Origin of the sequence: Geomicrobium halophilum (assembly GCF_014207655.1) — a bacterium.
Lineage (GTDB): Bacteria > Bacillota > Bacilli > Bacillales > Marinococcaceae > Geomicrobium > Geomicrobium halophilum.
The window spans coordinates 153,948-174,332 of sequence record NZ_JACHHJ010000003.1; the positions used below are offsets into that span (position 1 = coordinate 153,948).

At 44.1% G+C, this 20,385-nt stretch carries 19 protein-coding genes; 2 read left to right on the forward strand and 17 right to left on the reverse strand.

Features of this window, described 5'->3' with window-relative positions; all coding sequences use genetic code 11:
- Positions 1-164: 164 nt before the first annotated feature.
- Positions 165-332 carry a gamma-type small acid-soluble spore protein gene (locus HNR44_RS11230; RefSeq protein ID WP_184404368.1) on the forward strand — a complete coding sequence of 56 codons (168 nt, stop codon included), beginning with the start codon at positions 165-167 and terminating at the stop codon, positions 330-332.
- An 863-nt stretch (positions 333-1,195) separates the two neighbouring features.
- Here the strand turns inward: HNR44_RS11230 and rnr are convergent.
- From rnr to rpoN, 10 genes are all read right to left on the reverse strand, one after another.
- Positions 1,196-3,472 (reverse strand): ribonuclease R, encoded by a 2,277-nt coding sequence (gene rnr / locus HNR44_RS11235; protein WP_184404369.1) that lies wholly within the window; start codon positions 3,470-3,472, stop codon positions 1,196-1,198.
- A gap of 28 nt (positions 3,473-3,500) precedes the next feature.
- Positions 3,501-4,250 carry an alpha/beta hydrolase gene (locus HNR44_RS11240; protein WP_184404370.1) on the reverse strand — a complete coding sequence of 250 codons (750 nt, stop codon included), beginning with the start codon at positions 4,248-4,250 and terminating at the stop codon, positions 3,501-3,503.
- A 186-nt stretch (positions 4,251-4,436) separates the two neighbouring features.
- Positions 4,437-4,673 (reverse strand): preprotein translocase subunit SecG, encoded by a 237-nt coding sequence (gene secG / locus HNR44_RS11245; protein WP_184404371.1) that lies wholly within the window; start codon positions 4,671-4,673, stop codon positions 4,437-4,439.
- A 120-nt stretch (positions 4,674-4,793) separates the two neighbouring features.
- Complete coding sequence (gene eno, locus HNR44_RS11250) at positions 4,794-6,074, reverse strand: phosphopyruvate hydratase (RefSeq protein WP_184404372.1); 1,281 nt, start codon at positions 6,072-6,074, stop codon at positions 4,794-4,796.
- Positions 6,074-7,621 (reverse strand): 2,3-bisphosphoglycerate-independent phosphoglycerate mutase, encoded by a 1,548-nt coding sequence (gene gpmI, locus HNR44_RS11255; protein ID WP_184404373.1) that lies wholly within the window; start codon positions 7,619-7,621, stop codon positions 6,074-6,076. Before gpmI ends, eno begins: the two co-directional genes overlap by 1 nt.
- Entirely contained in the window at positions 7,618-8,376 is a 759-nt protein-coding gene (gene tpiA / locus HNR44_RS11260; protein WP_184404374.1) for a triose-phosphate isomerase, read from the reverse strand. Before tpiA ends, gpmI begins: the two co-directional genes overlap by 4 nt.
- Positions 8,377-8,396: 20 nt before the next feature.
- Entirely contained in the window at positions 8,397-9,581 is a 1,185-nt protein-coding gene (locus tag HNR44_RS11265; RefSeq protein WP_184404375.1) for a phosphoglycerate kinase, read from the reverse strand.
- A 95-nt stretch (positions 9,582-9,676) separates the two neighbouring features.
- The gene (gene gap / locus HNR44_RS11270; protein ID WP_184404376.1) at positions 9,677-10,684 is read right to left on the reverse strand and encodes a type I glyceraldehyde-3-phosphate dehydrogenase; all 1,008 of its coding nucleotides are present in this window, start codon (positions 10,682-10,684) and stop codon (positions 9,677-9,679) included.
- A gap of 19 nt (positions 10,685-10,703) precedes the next feature.
- Positions 10,704-11,729, reverse strand: a complete 1,026-nt coding sequence (locus HNR44_RS11275; protein ID WP_184404377.1) for a sugar-binding transcriptional regulator — start codon at positions 11,727-11,729, stop codon at positions 10,704-10,706.
- Between the two features lie 304 nt (positions 11,730-12,033).
- Positions 12,034-13,365 carry an RNA polymerase factor sigma-54 gene (gene rpoN, locus HNR44_RS11280; protein WP_184404378.1) on the reverse strand — a complete coding sequence of 444 codons (1,332 nt, stop codon included), beginning with the start codon at positions 13,363-13,365 and terminating at the stop codon, positions 12,034-12,036.
- 445 nt (positions 13,366-13,810) lie between these two features.
- Here rpoN and clpP point away from each other — a divergent pair, with 445 nt between their 5' ends.
- Complete coding sequence (gene clpP / locus HNR44_RS11285) at positions 13,811-14,401, forward strand: ATP-dependent Clp endopeptidase proteolytic subunit ClpP (RefSeq protein ID WP_184404379.1); 591 nt, start codon at positions 13,811-13,813, stop codon at positions 14,399-14,401.
- A 32-nt stretch (positions 14,402-14,433) separates the two neighbouring features.
- Here the strand turns inward: clpP and HNR44_RS11290 are convergent, their stop codons facing one another.
- From HNR44_RS11290 to HNR44_RS11320, 7 genes are all read right to left on the reverse strand, one after another.
- Positions 14,434-14,691, reverse strand: a complete 258-nt coding sequence (locus tag HNR44_RS11290; RefSeq protein WP_184404381.1) for an HPr family phosphocarrier protein — start codon at positions 14,689-14,691, stop codon at positions 14,434-14,436.
- 29 nt (positions 14,692-14,720) lie between these two features.
- On the reverse strand, positions 14,721-15,683 hold the full coding sequence (gene whiA / locus HNR44_RS11295; protein WP_184404382.1) for a DNA-binding protein WhiA: 963 nt from the start codon (positions 15,681-15,683) through the stop codon (positions 14,721-14,723).
- A 47-nt stretch (positions 15,684-15,730) separates the two neighbouring features.
- Entirely contained in the window at positions 15,731-16,666 is a 936-nt protein-coding gene (locus HNR44_RS11300; protein WP_184404684.1) for a gluconeogenesis factor YvcK family protein, read from the reverse strand.
- 8 nt (positions 16,667-16,674) lie between these two features.
- Positions 16,675-17,547 (reverse strand): RNase adapter RapZ, encoded by an 873-nt coding sequence (gene rapZ / locus HNR44_RS11305; RefSeq protein ID WP_184404383.1) that lies wholly within the window; start codon positions 17,545-17,547, stop codon positions 16,675-16,677.
- 13 nt (positions 17,548-17,560) lie between these two features.
- Positions 17,561-18,019, reverse strand: coding sequence for an NUDIX hydrolase (locus HNR44_RS11310; RefSeq protein ID WP_184404384.1), 459 nt, complete (start codon positions 18,017-18,019; stop codon positions 17,561-17,563).
- Positions 18,020-18,284: 265 nt separating this feature from the next.
- Positions 18,285-19,235: a thioredoxin-disulfide reductase gene (trxB, locus tag HNR44_RS11315; protein WP_184404385.1), complete on the reverse strand. Its 951-nt coding sequence runs from the start codon at positions 19,233-19,235 to the stop codon at positions 18,285-18,287.
- 66 nt (positions 19,236-19,301) lie between these two features.
- Positions 19,302-20,354 carry a tetratricopeptide repeat protein gene (locus tag HNR44_RS11320; protein ID WP_184404386.1) on the reverse strand — a complete coding sequence of 351 codons (1,053 nt, stop codon included), beginning with the start codon at positions 20,352-20,354 and terminating at the stop codon, positions 19,302-19,304.
- Positions 20,355-20,385: the final 31 nt, after the last annotated feature.

Here is a 20,385-nt window from a genome sequence, read left to right on the forward strand (position 1 = left end):
AGCAAAACATTGGATATTATTTAATTTTATTAACTAGCTTGTAATGGTGACCTCTTTATCATCTTCGTGGCTGATTTATCGTTTCATGCTTCAAAAATGATTTACGAATGTTTTGGTATAGCAGCAACACCTCCTGGGCAATGTAAAACAAGGAGGTGATCATAATGGCTAAGCAACAAAATAACGCGTCTAAAACGAACGCACAAAAAGTAAGAAAGCAAAATCAGGCTTCCCAACAAGGGCAACCACAACCAGAATTTGCAAGTGAAACAGATGCTCAGGAAGTAAGAAAACAAAACCAACAAGCTGAATCACGTAAAAAGAATCAATAAATCGTATTATATCTCCCTTTAATGTAAACATGGCTCCTATGGTAACCATAGGGGTCATATTTGTTCTTGTAGTTTCTAAAAATCGATGGTCTTCATCAAACGATTGTAAAAATTCGGCTATCGAGGTCACTAACGAGTTTTTCATTAAATTTCATACGGCGTTGCATGAGTAAACGGCATGAATCCGTTACTCGTGCAATGTTTCAAAATTTCTTCCCGTCCATTGAAAAGACCGGGCGAAACAGGATTCGGCGCAGAAACACGTGTATTCAGCGTACGACTTAGATGATTCGACACGGCATTAGCGATATTGAGAAAGTTCTGGCACGGTACACGACATGACTACCCCTATCCCGCCGCTCATGTGCTTCACGCGATTTGCATTATTAGGTTCTGACCTTTTGCCTACGGATCTTCGATTCCCCGCATTTCCTTCAGGCAAGATCTCATAATGCCTTAGGTTAGACTTCCCGAGCTTGTCCACGATGGCTGAATCAGCCACTCACTACATCAACAGCTCTCATAATTTGGTAAAATACCCCTTCATGACATCTCATATTGACCTTTTTAATATTTGTGGTGCCATGAAACCTTTATGTACCACTATTGTAAAAATATTTATATCCGCATATCGTCAAGCCATTCATTAAACCTACAAGAGCCCACTTCCGATGGTGACCTTTTATTTTAGACGCTCTGCGCTAGGTCAGTCTCCTCGATGTAAGCTTGCATCACCTGCAGTCGTTTCACCGCAGTGACGTCTCTGTGCAGATTGAGAACAAAGTGTGTCATTAAACGGAAGACGACTGACTACGCGCAGAGAGGGCCGCCCAACTAGCAATAGGGCAACCCTCTTCCCAGGATTATTTCTTCTGTTTTTTCTTTCCTTTTTTGCTTCCGTTTTTACCTTTATTCTTTTTCGGACGTTTGTGATCTTGCGGCTGCCCCCGCTCACCTTGAATAACCTTTGGCTTATCTGATCGTTTTTGCCTTTTGCGTTCTGGCATTCCCACGATTTCAAAATCAATCGTTGGTTCATCCATATTCACATCGAGAACACGGACATCGATGGGATCACCAATACGGAACATATTCGCTGTACGTTCCCCTATTAATGCATATTGGCGCTCGTCATAATGGTAGTAATCATCGGTTAAATGGCTGATATGGACGAGACCTTCAATGGTATTCTCGAGCCGAATGAACAAGCCAAAATTTGCAGCTCCACTTATGAAGGCTGGAAATTCTTCGCCTATTTTATCTTTCATAAACTCTGCTTTTTTCAAATCATCAACGTCGCGTTCAGCATCCACAGAACGCCGCTCCATCTCCGATGAATGTTTGGCAATATCGGGGAGCCGTCCTTGCCAATGATCTCTCGTCGCTTTGCCCGTCTGATTATTCACCAGGTAGCTACGAATCAACCGGTGAACAATCAAGTCAGGGTAACGGCGAATGGGTGAAGTAAAATGAGTGTAAAAATCAGCGGCGAGTCCAAAGTGTCCTACGTTTGACGGATCATATTTCGCCTGTTGCATGGAGCGCAGCATCACGGTACTAATCACTGTTTCTTCCCCTTCACCTTCCACCGCTTTGAGGATGTCCTGAAGGGCACCGGGGTGAATAGCCTCACCGCGGCCTTTCACTACGTACCCAAAGCTTGTAATAAACTCCAAAAAGCTTTGTAGCTTTTCCTCATCCGGATTTTCGTGAATACGATAAATAAACGGAAGCTTCATCCAATGAAAATGTTCAGCGATCGTTTCATTTGCCGCCAGCATAAACTCTTCAATGAGGCGTTCGGCAACCGAACGTTCCATAATGCGTACATCAGTAGGGTGGCCGCCCTCATTCATAATGACCTTAGCTTCCTTGAAATCAAAATCAATGGCTCCGCGATCAAAACGTTTCTTGCGTAAAATGGCGGCGAGTGCTTCCATATCTTCAAAAAGCGGGACAAGGGATTGATAACGTTCCCGTGTTTCTTCATTTTGATCTTCGAGAATTTCTTTTACTTCCGTATACGTCATCCGTGCATTTGTACGAATAACACTTTCAAAAATCTCATGATCGACGACATCTCCTTCTGGACTAACTTCCATTTCACAGGACAGTGTCAGCCGATCCACTTTTGGATTCAATGAACATATGCCGTTCGAAAGCCGATGTGGAATCATAGGAATTACACGGTCAACGAGATATGTACTCGTTCCGCGCTCTGCTGCCTCAATATCAATGGAAGACCCTTCCTCCACGTAGTAACTTACATCAGCGATATGAACACCGAGACGATAGTTCCCATTGTCCAGACGCTTGACCGTAACGGCATCATCAAGGTCTTTGGCATCTGCCCCATCGATGGTGACAATCGTCTCATCACGTAAATCACGACGGCGTTCGATTTCCTCCTGTCTGATCTCATCTGATGTTTCCGCAGCCTGCTCCTGCACCTCATCGGGAAATTCCCCTGGTAATTCGTGCTTATGAATAATAGACAGAATATCGGTTCCTGGATCATTTTTGTGCCCAAGAATCGAAACAACGATTCCTTCTGCCCCTAAACGCCCTTCAGGATACTTGGTGATCTCAACAACAACCTTATGTCCTTCAGCCGCTCCGTTTTCCTGCCCTTTCGGAATAAAAACATCATCATATAAGCGCTTGTCATCCGGCGTAACAAATGCATAGCGCTCATAATCAAGGAACGTTCCTACCACTCGCGTAGTTCCGCGTTCAAGGATCCGGATAACCGTTCCTTCAGCACGATCTCCTGAATTTCCGCCTGAGCGGGATTGAATACGTACGAATACAGTGTCTCTGTTCATGGCACCAGCAAGGTCACCGGGAGCCACATAAACATCGTCTTCATTTGAGTCTTCTGGCAAAATAAATGCAAATCCCTTTCGATGGGCTTGGACAGTCCCCTTGATCAAATTCATTTTTTCTGGATTGCCATAACGATTGTTGCGTGTCCGAATGAGCCGGCCATCTTCTTCAAGGTGATTCAATGTTTTCATCAGTGCCTTCTGATCTTCTGCCGAGTGCATGTCAAGTGCATCTTGTAATTCATGGACACTTAACGGCTTTTTCGCTTCCTCACGAATATACGTCAGGATCGATTCAATATTTTCTTCCTTCATGAGTTGCTCCTTTCTCTTCTCATTTTTGTTATGACCAATCAAGCCGTTCTAAAAAAGCTAGAATGTCATCATGTACTTTCTGCTTCTCTTTCCAAAGAGTAATGATATGAGGGGCATCATCATACCACTTCAGATCTTTGTCCGAGGAAGACACCTCGTCGTAAATCACATGTGCGCTATCTGTGTTTACCATGTCATCTTCCCCGGCCTGAATAATTTCAATGGGTACTTCGATATCACTTAAGTGTTCACGGACATCACCGATTAACCTTTGAACAGAAGATAATGTCGTCATCGGAAGTTCTTTAAAATCTTTCATTTCTTTTTCAATCGTTTCATGATCCTTTTTCTCATATTCCTTGTACTTTTTTGCATATTCTAGAAGCCCATTAAAAAGATGTATATCATTTTCATTTGATAACGTTGGCGCACACATCGGTGCGATTCCATTTACATCGAAAGTATAACCGATTTTTAATGTGAACAAACCACCGAGAGAAAGGCCGGAAACTGCAATTTTGTTAAATCCTTGGTTCGCTAAATGGTGGTACCCTTCCTTAACAGCTGCCCACCAATCCTCAGGCCCCGTTTCTAATAATTGTTCTGGCGGCACGCCATGTCCGGGATACATCGGAGCATGTGAAGTATATCCATTTCGTTGTAAAAAACGGCCGAGCATGCGGACATCTGCCGATGAACCTGTAAACCCATGTAATAATAATACTGCTCGTCCGTTATCCCCTTCAAATGTAAATGGTTTTGGTGGTACGATTTTCAACAAGTCTCTCTCCTTCTATGCTTTACTAAAACTGTAGTGTATCCTCTTAAAAACTTAAGGCCCTCATGCCAATGTGTAAATTCCCATTATCAGGCCACATTAAACACGACACACCCGGTATGTATATCATGATCAAAAGCAAGCGTTTTTACCATTAAAAAAACAACGGGTAGATCCCCGTTGCAGTTACTGTAAGATATAAGCCAATAAAATGGTGCAGATAAAAAACATGACGGCTAGAACGACCGTTGTTTTCGCAAGGAACGCTTCAACGCCGCGCGCTTTCTGCTTTCCCATCAATTGTTCCGCTCCACCAGAAATGGATCCTGATAAACCTGCACTTCGACCGGGCTGCAACAGAACTACTGTAATGAGTGCAGCGCTAATTAGGATTAAAAGAATGGTTACACTTGTAGAAGCCAAGGCATCAGCACCTCCTGCCCATTATCATTTTTACGTTCGTACTAGCTAATCTATACACTATCATACCAAGCGATCACTGACAATGGCTTGGGCAAGTTCCGCCATTGTCAGCTTACACTCTTATTTGAGATTATAAAATGTTTCGTTTCCAGGGTAAGCAGCTCGACCGCCAAGCTGGTCATGGATACGGAGCAATTGATTGTACTTAGCTACCCGATCTGTTCTTGAAGGAGCACCTGTTTTGATTTGACCGGCATTAATAGCAACAGCAATGTCAGCTATTGTGGCATCTTCCGTTTCACCAGAACGATGGGAGATAACAGCTGTATAACCGGCTTTTTTCGCCATTTCAATCGCATCGAAGGTTTCGGTTAGGGTACCGATTTGGTTCACCTTAATCAAGATTGAATTGCCAATCCCGCGTTCAATACCTTTGGAGAGCTTTTCCGTATTGGTGACGAATAAATCGTCTCCAACGAGTTGAACGCGATCGCCAATCGCATCAGTTAATTTTTTCCATCCTTCCCAATCGTTTTCATCTAAACCATCTTCAATCGAAACAATCGGGTACTTGTCTGCAAGCGTTTGATAAAACTCAATCATTTCATCGGCCGTTTTAACGACACCTTCACCTTTTAAATGATATTTCCCATCATCGTACATCTCAGATGCAGCTGCATCCATCGCAAGAACGACATCTTCTCCCGGCTTATAACCTGCACTTTCAATCGCTTCAATGATCGTCGCAAGGGCTTCTTCATTCGATTTTAAATCCGGTGCAAAGCCGCCTTCATCGCCCACAGCTGTATTGTAGCCTTTTTCTTTGAGCACTTTTTTCAAGGTGTGGAAAATTTCTGCTCCAATAATTAAAGCGCTCCGAAAGTCTGTAGCACCTGCAGGCATAATCATAAATTCTTGCAAATCAACACTATTATCCGCATGTTCACCGCCGTTTAAAATGTTCATCATCGGCACAGGCAATGTCTTCGCATTAAAACCGCCAAGGTACTCGTAAAGCTCTAGTCCTAATTCTTCAGCAGCCGCATAGGCACAAGCCATCGATACGCCAAGGATGGCATTTGCGCCGAGATGTTCCTTGTTCGGTGTGCCGTCCAGCTCAATCAAAAGATGGTCGATGCCGAGCTGGTCGGTGACGTCAACGCCAACAAGTTGTGACGCGATTTCACCATTCACATTTTCCACTGCTTTTAGAACGCCCTTTCCCATCAGGCGCTCACCGCCGTCTCGTAATTCAACGGCTTCATGTTCACCGGTGGAAGCGCCGCTTGGAACGAGTGAACGTCCAAGCACACCTTCTTCTGTAACGACCTCGACCTCAATCGTTGGATTCCCTCGGGAGTCAAGTACTTCACGTGCCAATACATCAGCAATCATCGTCATTACTCATCTTCTCCTTTAATCAAATTTTGCCCTGTCATATCTGCTGGTTGTTGGATACCAAGCAATGAAAGAAGTGTAGGTGCCAAATCGGCGAGAATTCCGTCATTACGAAGCTTAGCCTTTGATTTTGTAACAATGACCGGAACAGGGTAGGTCGTATGTGTTGTCATTGCATTTCCGTTTGCATCAATCACTTCATCAGCGTTGCCATGATCGGCGGTGACGATGACCGATCCGCCTTTATCGTGAATCGCTTCTATAATCTGACCGAGATTCTCATCGATGGCTTCAACAGCGGCAATCGTTGGCTCCAACTTACCAGAATGCCCTACCATATCGGGATTGGCGAAATTAAGAACAATGGCATCATGCTGGTCATTCTTAATGGTGTTTAACAGAGCGCTCGAAACCTCTGCCGCACTCATTTCCGGTTGCAAGTCATAAGTGGCAACCTTTGGTGAATCAATCAAAATTCTCTCTTCACCATCAAAAACCTGATCACGCCCGCCATTCAGGAAAAAAGTAACGTGCGGGTACTTCTCTGTTTCAGCGATCCGTAATTGCTTTAACCCAGCCTCAGAAATCACTTCACCTAGCGTATTCGGCAATTGCAATGGTGGAAATGCAACATCAGCTGTAAACGTATCATGGTAGTGTGTCATCGTTACATCATAAAGCGTTTGGGGATGCTTGTCTCCACGTTCAAAGCTAATGAAACTTTCCGCTGCTAAAGCCTCCGTAAGCTGGATAACCCGGTCTGGACGAAAGTTAAAACTAATCATCGCGTCGCGGTCAAATATTGTTCCAATGGGTTCTCCTTCATGATTTTGCATGACAGTCGGTTCGACGAATTCATCATAGATCCCTTGCTCGTAGGAGTCATCTACAGCTTCCAGCGGATCAACGGCTTCTTTTCCTTTTCCGTACACGAGCACATTGTATGATTTTTGGATACGTTCCCAACGCTGGTCACGATCCATAGCATAATAACGCCCATGGATGCTTGCGAGTTGCCCCGTTCCGATTTTTTTCATTTCGGCTTGTAGCTGTTCGATATATGCCTTAGCGCTTTGCTGTCCTACATCCCTTCCATCAAGAAAAGCGTGCACATACACATTCGTGATCCCTTCTTGGTTCGCTAGTTGCAGGAGAGCGATAACATGATCAATATGGCTATGAACGCCCCCATCTGATAATAATCCATAAAGGTGAAGGGCACTATCATGATTTTTGACATGCTGAAGTGCACGGAGAAAAGCTTCATTTTCAAAAAAAGTGCCAGCTTGAATACCTTTATTAATGAGTGACAAGTTCTGGTAAACGATGCGTCCAGCCCCGATGTTCATATGGCCGACTTCCGAATTGCCCATTTGACCGCTTGGCAACCCGACACTTTCGCCTGAAGTGGAAAGTGTCGCATGTGGATAGTTCTCCCATAAACGATCAAAATTAGGCGTATGGGCTTGGGCAACAGCGTTTCCATGATCATCGTCTCGAAGGGCAAAACCATCGAGAATAATCAGTGCGTGCGGCGACTGCTTTCTCATCGGGAAGATGCCTCCAATAAAGCGAGATAAGACTCAACCTTCGTGCTGGCACCACCAACAAGGGCCCCATCAATATCCTCTTCCGCCAAGTAATCAGCAATGTTCTCTGGCTTAACACTACCACCGTATTGAATACGGACAGCTTCGGCTGCAGACTCTCCCTGTAATTCACGAATGTGCGTACGAATCGTCTTGCACATTTCACCTGCATCCTGCGGATTTGAAGATTTACCTGTCCCGATCGCCCAAACCGGCTCATAGGCAATCACAATGCCTTCAACCTTAGGACCGGGAACGTCTTTCAATGCTTTTTCTATTTGTGTACGTACGACTTGTTCCGCTTGTCCCGCTTCACGTTCCTCCAATTTTTCTCCGACACAAACAATGGGTGTTAAACCATGATTCAACGCAGCATGAAGTTTGCGATTCACCCTTTCATCTGTGTCATTAAACATTTCCCGACGTTCGGAATGCCCGATGATCACTAGCTCAATACCCGCTGATGTTAAGGCGGGCGCACTGACCTCACCTGTAAAAGCTCCGCTCTGTTCTTCGTGCACATCTTGAGCCCCGATGATTAGATCCGTACCTGAAGCTTTTTCTGCCATTCCTTTCAAGGAAACGGACTGGGCACAAAGAGCACTTTCGATCTCATCCTGTGAAGGTATGCGGTCTTTAACAGCATCTACAAATGCCAAAGCTTCATTATCGTCTAGATTCATTTTCCAATTCCCTGCAATAAATGGAGTACGCATGTTACATCCACCTCTCTTTATTACGTTTGTTCATCAATAGCAACGACGCCTGGAAGTTCTTTTCCCTCCATAAATTCTAATGATGCGCCGCCACCTGTGGAAATATGACTCATTTGATCAGCAAGTTGAAATTTCTCTACGGCAGCTGCTGAATCGCCACCACCGATAATCGTATACGCTTTTGCATTCGCAAGTGCCTTTGCTACACCCTTGGTTCCTTCTGCAAACGCGTCCATTTCGAATACACCCATCGGTCCGTTCCAGATGACGAGTTCAGATGATTGGATAACCTCAGAAAATGCTTCAAGCGTTTTCGCTCCAATGTCGAGAGCTTCCCAATCGGATGGAATATCTGCAATGTTCACAATGCGTGTTGAGGCATCTTCGCTAAAATCATCAGCAACTTTCACATCCACTGGAAGCAGGAGCTGCACTTGATTGCGTTCCGCTTTTTCCATGAATTGCTGTGCCAAATCGATTTTATCTTCTTCAAGGAGTGATTGACCGATTTCATAGCCCTGCGCTTTTACAAATGTATAAGCTAAACCGCCGCCGAGCAAAAGGGTATCCACTTTATCAAGAAGGTGGTCAATGACATCGATTTTATCCTTCACTTTCGCTCCGCCAATAATGGCCGTGAACGGGCGCTTCGGTTCAGATAATGCTGACCCTAACACATCGAGCTCTTTTTCAAGCAATAGACCTGCAGCCGATGGCAAGTGATGGGTAATACCTTCGGTAGAGGCATGGGCACGATGGGCAGCACCAAACGCATCGTTGACATAAACATCAACGAGGGCGGCCATTTCTTTCGCAAGCTCCGGATCATTTTTCTCCTCACCGGCTTCAAAGCGTACATTTTCCAATAAGAGAATGTCGCCAGAGGATAATTGATCAAACGTTTGTTTAACAGACGACCCGACGACTTCGTCAACTTTATAGACCTTTTTCTCAAGGAAATCTTCCAGTCGCTTGGCGACCGGATCCAGGCGAAGTTCATCGACGACTTCTCCCTTAGGCCGGCCCAAATGACTCGCGAGAATGACTTTTGCCCCTTGCTCTTGTAAGTACTGAATCGTAGGCAAAGCGGCACGAATTCTCGTGTCGTCGGCTACCTTTCCGTCTTGCAAAGGAACGTTGAAATCAACTCTACAAAAAACCGACTTTCCGTTTAACTCGAGGTCATGAATCGTCTTTTTCTTCACACCCGATCACCCTCCTATTCCAAACTATGTATTTTATACGAAAAAAGGGGAGCCAAACGTCAACGTCCTCTCCCCCCTTTTCACATCGTCTTTTATTATAACCCTTTACGTGCCATATGTGCGACTAAATCAACGACGCGGCTGGAATATCCGAATTCATTATCATACCAAGCGATCATTTTAACCATGTTTCCTTCCATGGTTAATGTTGAAAGGGCATCAACCGTTGAAGACACGTTGTTTCCGCTATAATCACTGGAAACGAGTGGTTCTTCACTATAGCCAAGGACACCTTTCATGCTGGTTTCAGATAGCTTCTTCATAGCTGCATTCACTTCATCAGCTGTAACATCCTTTTCCAGTTCAACGACAAAGTCAACAAGGGAGACGTTCGGCGTTGGTACACGCATGGCGCCGCCGTTTAATTTCCCTTCAAGTTCAGGAAGGACAAGCGCAACCGCTTTTGCTGCTCCTGTTGAAGTTGGAATAATGTTCTCAGCTGCGGCACGCGCACGGCGATAGTCTTTATGCGGCAAATCTAGAATCTGCTGATCATTCGTATAAGAATGCACCGTGTTCATCAAACCGCGGCGAATCCCGAACTCATCATTTAATGCTTTCGCAAGTGGCGCTAAACAGTTTGTCGTACAGGAAGCGTTCGAAACGACATAGTGTTGATCAGGAGAATACTCTTCCTCATTTACCCCGATAACGAATGTCTGATCCACTTCTTTACCTGGTGCAGAGATCACAACTCTTTTTGCGCCGCCCTCAAGGTGCTTCGCTGCATCATCACGTTGTGTAAAGCGTCCAGTTGCATCAACGACGACTTCTACGCCGTGTTTGTCCCACTTAATACTTGCCGGATCTTTTTCAGAACTGACATTGATTTTTTTATCCCCAATAATGAGGTCATCGCCATCTACTTTTACTTCTTCTGGAAACGCTCCATGAACGGTATCGTATTTAAGCAAGTGGGCGAGCATATCTGCATCTGTAAGATCATTAATTGCAACCACTTCAACTTCATCATTTAACATTGCGGCACGAAAAACTAACCGACCAATTCTCCCAAATCCATTAATGCCTACTTTTGTTGCCATTCCCAAATTCCTCCTCTTATTAATGTAAAAGTGTCATTACAGCTTTTGCTGCTCCTTCATCTGTAATTAGCAAACCACTTGGTTTGTACGTCATATACGCAACAATGGCTTCCGCCTTGGAAACGCCGCCGGCTATGGTCACTACGGTTTGTTCACTACCTAAATCATCAAGCTGCAGCCCGATCGTTTTTTCTTTATGAACAACATTTCCTTGGTTGTCGAAATAATACCCAAAAGCTTCTGCTATCGCTTCTCGATCTTTTAGAAGCTGAAGTTTATGCGGATCCGAGCTTCGCCTGATTGCCATTGTTTGTGCATCACCGACGCTATGAATGACCATTCGCGGTGAGCGGATCAGGTTTAACAATTCCTTAATGCCAGGTTCGTGAATAAGAGAATCATACGCTAGGTCACTCAACTGGTCTGGTACATGTAAAAGCCGGTACTGAGCATTTGCACTTCTTGCTAACTCAGCACTAATTGTATTCGACTGTAAATCTACATTTTCACCCAGGCCTCCACGGGCAGGAACAAAGGTAATCTCACGGAGGGCAGGATCCGGATAAACCGAAGAGGCTAATGTAGCAAGTGTCGTCCCACCGGCAACTGCTACAACATCCCCGGGGGCTAGCGTTTGGATCATTTCGCGCACACAGGCCCGGCTCATCTCTTTTTTTACCCAGTTCTTCACATCACTATCGCCTGTTGTCACAATGACTTTCGAAACACCTAGTGCATCTTCCAAATCTTTCTCAAGCTGTGAGCGGCCAGAAATGCTTTGGATCATCGGCTCTAGTTGATCAAGAAGTATCAACCCTTCGCTTGTGAGCACCATACCACCGGATTCTACTTTTAAAAGGTTTTGGTCCTTAAAAAGCTCGACTTCTTTTCGAAGAACACGTTCTGAAATTTGCAAATCAGCAGCAAGCGCACGTCTTCCTACCGGTGCGCTTAACCGAATGAATTGCAAAATATCATAACGACGGTTTAAGTGCTCCAGAATGTCTGGGAGCAACTTTTTTTGCAATTCAATGAAATCCAGCATGGAAGGAATCACTTCTTTTTCGGGAACGAAAAAGTCCCGCTATGACATTTTCGTTCCCAGTTGTTGATATATTCATTATAGCGAATGTAGTCTACTTATGCAATACATATTGCGCAGAGGTAGCTTAACCTAATGTCCATGTGTTCATACACAACGGAGCTGACTGAGCAAGTTCTCAGGTTGTCCTAAAAATTCAGGGATATCGTCATTACTTAGCCGCAGCACTAAATGAACGGTTTATATATGGGTTGATTAAAAAATCCGATGTGATGGTTTGTCATCACACCGGATTTTGGGCAGTGTCTTAGGCAAAGCGTTTTCGTTTTGATGAAGCAGGGATATTGAGTTCATCACGGTATTTGGCGATGGCACGCCGTGAGACAATCACACCACCTTCGAGCTTAAAACGGTCAGCCATTTTTTGATCGGAAAGCGGCTTTCGTTTATCTTCCTCCTCTACCCAGCACCGAATGGACTGCTTTAGGACCGATGCCGAAGTTTCTCCACCGTCATCACTTACAAGGCCTTTGCTAAAAAATGATTTTAACTCGAAACAACCACGAGGCGTTTGGATATATTTTTGTGTCGTTGTTCTTGAAACCGTTGATTCGTGAACTTCTGCAAGTTCGGCAATATGCTTCAGCGTCATGGGGCGCAGTTTACCGGTTTCCAAGAAGTCTTGTTGATAATCAACAATCGCTTCAGTAACCGCGCGAATCGTTTGTTGCCGTTGATCGATACTTTTCAATAGCCAGACGAGCTGTTTGTATTTCGAATGCGCGTAATCAAATGCTTCTTTATCACTCTTTTGTTCAAGCAGGTGGCGGTATTGGCGATTGAGACGTATGCGTGGAAGTGAATCATCATTAAGCAGTACCGTCCATTTTCCATCCTGTTTCTCCACGTAAACGTCAGGTTTAACATATTCTGGGTGTTCTTCACCAAACCCTTGAGCCGGCCGCGGGTTCAACGTTTGAATAAAGTCATGGACACTTTGAATTTCCGACAGCGTGACTTGTAATTCTTCGCTCAACCATTTCCATTTCTTCTCTGCAAATGGCTGCAGATAGTTAAAAACGATCGTCTCGGTGAGTGGGTGTTCTTCAGGTAGATTATACAGTTGAATAAGCAGGAATTCTGAAAGGTTTCGGGCACCTACACCAACTGGATCTAAATGTTGCAAAAAGCTACATAAACTATGGTAATGCTCCGGGTCGATATCAAGTTCAGTGATCGCATCTTCTTCACTTAAAAGCAGATACCCATGAGGATCTAAATGATTGATAAGGTATTCCAATTGTTCCTTTGTGTCCTCGTCTTTCTTTAGCAGCCGAACTTGAGCCATTAAATGATCGGTTAAACTTTTCTCATGATCACCTAGATGATCAAGGTACGGTTCTTTTCCTACTTCTCCGCTGCTTTCCTGCCGATCTTGCCACAATACAGGATGATCCGGAGTCATGTTTTCATCATTGGAATGACTAACTTCAAGTAATGGATTTTCTAACGCCTGCTCATCTATATACTCAGACAATTCCAGCGTTGAGTACTGTAACAGGGATATGGCTTGACGCAATTGTTGCGTCATGGCCAGCCTCATCGTTTGTTGCTGCAACAATCCCATCTCAAGATTCATAACCGACCCCCCAATTTGTAAGCGCTTTCTTTTTATTTATAAATACTCCCGAAATCACTCATTGATGCCCCTAAAGGAACAAAAACAAACGATTCCCTCAACGTTACATTCTACGGTCAGCAGGAGGCAATCAAGCTTTTCCGTAAACCGGCTGAAACTCTCCGCCTTTTCATTCATATACGGTTTGCGCCAAACGTCGTTGACCAAGCAATAATCGTTTCGTGATTTATTTTTGATTATATCGTATTATTCTAATAAAATCCAGAAGAAGATGACGGTTTGAAGTACGGCGAAAACGGTAAATATAAGTAGTGTGTAATCATGCAATATATTTGACCTTTATTGACCAATAGGGTATGATGTTAATTAGTTACCAACATGCTTGTTATTGGCATGAGTTTGCATTACAATCGCAAAACGAGATTAAAGAAGGAGGATTAGACTTATGAATCTAATACCTACAGTTATTGAACAAACGAACCGCGGAGAACGGGCGTATGACATTTATTCACGTCTACTCAAAGACCGCATTATTATGCTTGGCTCAGGCATCGATGACAATGTAGCGAATTCAATCGTTGCACAAATGCTGTTCCTTCAAGCCGAAGATCCGGATAAAGACATTTCGCTTTATATTAACAGTCCCGGCGGCTCTATTTCAGCAGGCATGGCGATTTACGATACAATGCAATATATCACACCAAAAGTATCAACGATTTGCATTGGTATGGCTGCCTCAATGGGCGCATTCCTTCTTAATGCCGGTGAAATGGGTCAGCGTTTTGCTCTGCCAAACAGCGAGATTATGATTCACCAACCATTGGGCGGCACTCAAGGCCAAGCCTCTGATATCGAAATTCATGCACGCCGCATCATCGAAATGCGTGAACGATTGAATCAAATTTTTGCCGATCGTACTGGTCAACCACTTGAAGTCATTCAACGTGATACGGATCGTGATAACTTCATGACCGCTGAAGAAGCGAAAGATTACGGCCTCATCGACAGCATCTTTGACACAACAAGCACTAAGTAATGAAAAAACCACGCATTCCTAGCGTGGTTTTTCTATTCCTGGCTAACATAATTCACTAACGCTTCCATTGCTTCTTCTTTGTCCCCGCCCTCTGCAGACAAGTTAAGGACATCACCAGTGCGTATCGCAAGACTCATAACACCCATGATGCTTTTAGCATTCGCTTCCTTTTGCCCCTTTTTTGCCACTGTAATATCCGCTTGATAACGATTCGCTTCCTGTACGAACAAAGCGGCCGGGCGTGCCTGCAAGCCAGTTTTCAGATTAACTTTAACTTCACGTTCAATCATTACAAATCTCCCTTTCTACAATTATCACCCTAGCCTTGTGGCAATTTTAACGGTTGATTGTTACGGATTTGTTCAGCCAGCACATCGATTTTACGCAGTCGGTGATTAACACCCGATTTACTCACTTTCCCGCTCTCCACCATCTCTCCAAGTTCCTTTAACGTCACATCTTGGTGTTTAACACGTAGTTCCGCAATTTCACGGACTTTTGCCGGCAGTTGCTCCAAACCGACTTCTGAATCAACAAGCTCTATATTTTCTACTTGACGCAAAGCTGCCCCCACTGTCTTATTTAAGTTGGCGGTCTCACAGTTCACCAAGCGATTTACAGAGTTACGCATATCCTTCATAATACGAACATCTTCAAAGTACAAAAGCGCTTGATGGGCACCGATAATATTAAGGAACTCTGTAATTTTCTCGCTTTCCTTAATATAAACGATAAATCCATTCTTTCTTTCTAGCACGCGCGCTTCCAGTTCAAACCTTGCCATAAGCTCTTGTAAGGATCGGTTATGCTCTTCATAGGGAGAATAAATCTCTAAGTGATAGGATGATGTATCAGGGTGGTTAATGGAACCGCCGGCGAGGAACGCGCCGCGCAAATAAGCTCTTTTGCAGCAATTATTGGCGATGATATTCTCTGATATGGCTCGTGTAAACGTATATCCCTTATCCATAATTTTTAAATCGGCCAAGATCTCCTCTACACGCTCATACAACCGAACAATATATACATTATTTTTTTTTAAGCGCATTTTTTTACGAACAACAAGTTCAGCTTTCATGTCTTCATAGCACTGTTTAAGAAGAGTATAGATCCTTCTAGCGATCGCTGCATTCTCGGTCGTAATGTCCAGGGCCATACGTTTATCCGTGATGGATAGGGAGCCGTTCATCCGAATGAGCGCTGCCAATTCTGCTTCTACACAACAATGATCAGCGTTTACTTGTGTAAGCTCTTTTTTCGTCATCGCTGCAAAGGAAGACATTCATTGCTCACCACCTTTTATTCATTATCCCGTATTTTCTCTAGGCACTAGCCTTCAAGAATCATCGCTGAGATTTTATCAGCATCATGACGGAGTAAAGGCCCGTCGACGCGGATAAAATCATCTGATATCACATGCAGACCAAGCGCTTGCAATGAAGCATAATCACAAACCACTGGAGATGCATTCTCCTCCGCATAACGTTCAATCAAATCCGCCGGAATCTCAGTATCATTCACAAAAATACGGTCAATCATTGTTTCTCCTATATGGTCATGCAGAGCTTTAATATGGTCAGAAGCCTTAAAATCGTCTGTTTCCCCGCTTTGGGTCATCACATTACAGATATATATCCTTTCTGCTTCCGCCTTGCAAATCTCTTTAGCAATGTCAGGCACCAATAAATTCGGCAAAACACTTGTATATAGACTTCCCGGCCCCATAATGATTTTATCTGCTTGTCGGATCGCCTGGATACTCGCAGGCAGGGCTTTCGGATGAGTCGGTTCAATGAACATTTTTTTCACTTGTTTGCGCGCCTTCGGAATATTTGATTCCCCGTGTACGACACTGCCGTCATTCATCTTTGCGACCAGTTCGATACTATCATTTGATGCAGGTAAGACATTTCCACGTACATTAAGAACCGCGCTTAATTCACTAATACCCCGGGCAAAATCCCCTGTGATCGATGTCATACCTGCTATAAGCAGATTCCCTAGGGAATGACCGGAAAGCCCCTCCCCATTTTCAAACCGATGCTGAAATAACCGTTCAATCAAAGGTTCAACTTCGGCAAGGGAGACAAGCACATTACGTACGTCACCGGGCGGCGGTACGTTTAGTTCTTTCCGTAACCACCCGGAGCTCCCTCCATCATCTGCGACTGTTACAATTGCCGAAATATCAACTGGGTACGTTTTCAGGCCCCGTAATAAAACCGATAGTCCTGTCCCCCCACCAATAACAACTATTTTTTGCATGTTAGCCACTAGATCTCTCTCTCCCTATTTTTCTGTTCGCGATGACTCGTATTCACTTGATAATCACTGCCATATACATTCGCAAGATGTTCAACTAATGTGACCGAACGATGTTTTCCACCTGTACAGCCAAGGGCAATAATCACCTGGCTTTTTCCCTCTTGTTTATAGAGTGGCAACATAAAGGTGAGCAAATCCTCAAGCTTCGTGAGAAACTCTTTGGTATCGTCCCATTTCATCACATACTCAGCCACATCCGGATCCATGCCGGTTAATGGACGCATCCGTTCAATGTAGTGTGGATTCGGTAAAAATCGGACGTCAAAAACGAGATCAGCATCAATGGGTACACCGTGCTTAAACCCAAAAGACATAAAATGAACACTAAAAGTCATTTCCTCAGGGGCTGTAAACAGCCGATTAATTTCCGCCCGTAATTCCAAAGGCCTCAGTTCTGTTGTATCAATGTGATAACGGGCTCTGCCCTTAATCTCATCTAAAATTTTCCGCTCCTTCTTAATTCCATCCAATAATGCCCCCTCCGGTGCTAACGGATGGGAGCGTCTCGTTTCTTTAAAACGTTGCACAAGCTTTTCGTTATCGGCATCAAGAAATAGAATGTGCGTATGCAAATTCGGCTTATCCCCAAGCATGCTGACAGCCGAAAATACTTGCTCAAAGAACTCCCGGCCACGTAAATCCATGACGAGCGCAACGCGATTCATCGTTCCACCTTCTACGAGGTCTAATAATTTCGGAATTAATGCTGGCGGCAAATTATCTATACAGAAATAGCCAAGATCTTCAAGACTTTGGACCGTTACCGTCTTTCCTGCTCCAGACATCCCCGTAATCACAACGATTTGGATATCGTCTTTCACACCAGCACCCCTTTTACACCGTTTCGTGCTTCAAATCCAGCAACTGGAAATCAGGTGTATAATAAAATGTACTAAACAACATCCCTTCATTTTTTAAAAGGTGTTGGAATAGATCATGATCTCCCGGCGCCATCGGTTGGGAAAATACATCTTCTTGGTTCTTCCAATGTAAAATCCCTTCCGGCGAACGTTCCCATACGTTACCTTTATAGTTCTCCGCAAAAAATGAAAACAGCATCCACTCTGAGGTCGTTTGACCTTCTTCCTGAATGACCACCGTGGAAACCGCCTTCAATTCCGGGGTGATAATTTGTACACCCGTTTCTTCTTTAAATTCTCTTCTCACCGTAGCAAGCGGAGTTTCACCGTGCTCCATCTTGCCTCCCGGTGCAACCATCCAATTTCTGCTCGGTTTTTGTAGCAATAAAACCCGCTCATTATATGTTAACACGCAATTGGCCACACGCTGCATGTTTATCACCTCCCTTTATTATAACTTGAAAGCGGCACGGCCACAAATATCAAAATCAGCCACTTAATGATACCGCTTTCATATTTAACAAAAAAAGACGCAAGGTTAAACACCTTGCGATACCAAAAATTATATAAAAGGGGGGTCAATTAAACTTACATTCATCATAACGTGTAATTATTGCACTGTGGTTACAAAGGCTTTAAAAACGCATAACGTTTTGTCCCTTCATTAATGTTCGACCCCCGTCTATAGTCGCACCATCCTACGCCTCTACTTTATTACCCAACTCCTCAACATAGGACTGGGCATTTTGGGCAGCTAAACTACCGTCCCCGGTTGCGGTCACAATTTGCCGTAACGTCTTTTCCCGAATGTCTCCGGCAGCAAAGATCCCTACACGATTCGTTTCCATTTCTTCATTTGTCTCAATGTAACCTTCCTCATTTGTAATCCCTAAATCTTTAACGGCACTATTTAAAGGAAGAAGGCCAATATAAATGAAAACTCCTTCGGTAGTGAAATCATATTCTTCTCCGGTGTTTACATTCACGAGGGTCACACTGCTTACTTTTCCATCTGTATCATGAATTTCCTTCACAACGTGATCCCATTTGAATTCAATTTGATCATTGACAAATGCACGTTGCTGAAGAATTTTTTGAGCACGTAATTCGTCTCGGCGATGGACAACGGTAACTTTTTTGGCAAACCGTGTCAAATAAACCGCTTCCTCTACTGCGGAGTCACCGCCTCCAACGACAATGATTTCTTTATCACGGAAAAACGCTCCGTCACAGACCGCGCAATAGGATACGCCGCGTCCGCCGAGTTCTTTTTCACCAGGAATCCCGAGCTGCTTATACTCAGCACCTGTAGCGACGATTACAGACCGTGTTTTGTAGGTTTTATTACCGGCATGTACCGTTTTGTACTCAATTCCATCTTCAATTTCCTTAATATCTCCATATGCATACTCAGCACCAAACTTGCGCGCGTGCTCAAACATTTTATTTGATAAATCCGGCCCAAGAATATGTGAATAACCCGGATAGTTCTCAACGTCCTCCGTATTAGCCACTTGGCCGCCAGGGATGCCTCTTTCGAGCATTAAGGTCTTCATTTCCGCGCGTGAGGTATACACCGCTGCTGTCATTCCAGCAGGACCAGCGCCAGCAATTATCACATCATAAATGGTATCTGTTTCTCCTGACATGGGAACATGCTCCTTTCTCTTACCTATATCATATCCCGACTTCCAATTCATCGTCCATTCATCTGCTTAGTCTAACCCAAATGATAAATCATGGACGTGATCACATTGAACTTCTTCGTTTTTTAGCGATTGCTCTTTCCATTTCTGCAAAAGGCTTGCGGCCTTTTCATGCCCATATTCACAGGCGGTCTTCCACGCTTTCCAGCTTCTATTATTGTACCCACAATGGAAGGCAGCGACTCCATACCGATAGAAATAAGAGCCGTTTTTTTCAGGAAGGCTTTGTTTTTGTAAAAAATGAAAAGACAAGAGTGCTTGCTCATATTCACCAAGCCGACAATGCGTAGCCGCCAATTTGTACATATGACTTTTATCAATGGGTGCCAGCTGCCTAAGCTTCTGCTTCCATTGATCAGCCTCCTGATCAAGTTGTTGATCCTCGAGCAGCAACGTCAGTTGGCAAGCCGCAGGCACATAAGTCGTTTCCGCTAGCAATGTCGAGAGGAAATCGATGGCTTCGTCGGTTCGCCCCTGCAAGTGTAACGTCCGCGCGAGCTGATTATAGGCAGCATAATAAGAAGGATAATCGACGACCATCCCCTGTAATAGTTGCTCTGCCTTTTGATAATGCCCTTCATTAATAAGGCGGCCTGCACGTTCGTATTGGAGTATCAATTCATCAGGTAAGGGGGAATCTCCACTCTCGCGATCAGACGGAAAACCCTCATCCACCTCCACATCTAACAATTCGAGCAGATCCTTTATATCAGCGCTAAACTCTCCCTCAGGATCGAGTGCTAAATAATTTAAAGCTGCCTCCCGTGATTTATCAAATAAGCCTAGATAAGCATAATTATTTGCAAGAAAATAGTAACAATCATACAGACCCTCATCAATATGATCTAATACATGAAGCAAAATTTCATTTGACCGTTCATACCGACCCATATCAGATAGGACAGCAGCCAGTTGACAATGAAAAACCCCTTCGAGGGGGCGTAATTCAATCGCACGTTGTAAATAGCGGATCGAACGATTCCAATCTTTATTTTGATAAGATATAACTCCACGTTTAAAAAAATACTCAGGATTTTGTATAAAAGGGATCACTTGCCCCATGAAAACACCCGCCCTCCGGGTAAATTATGCA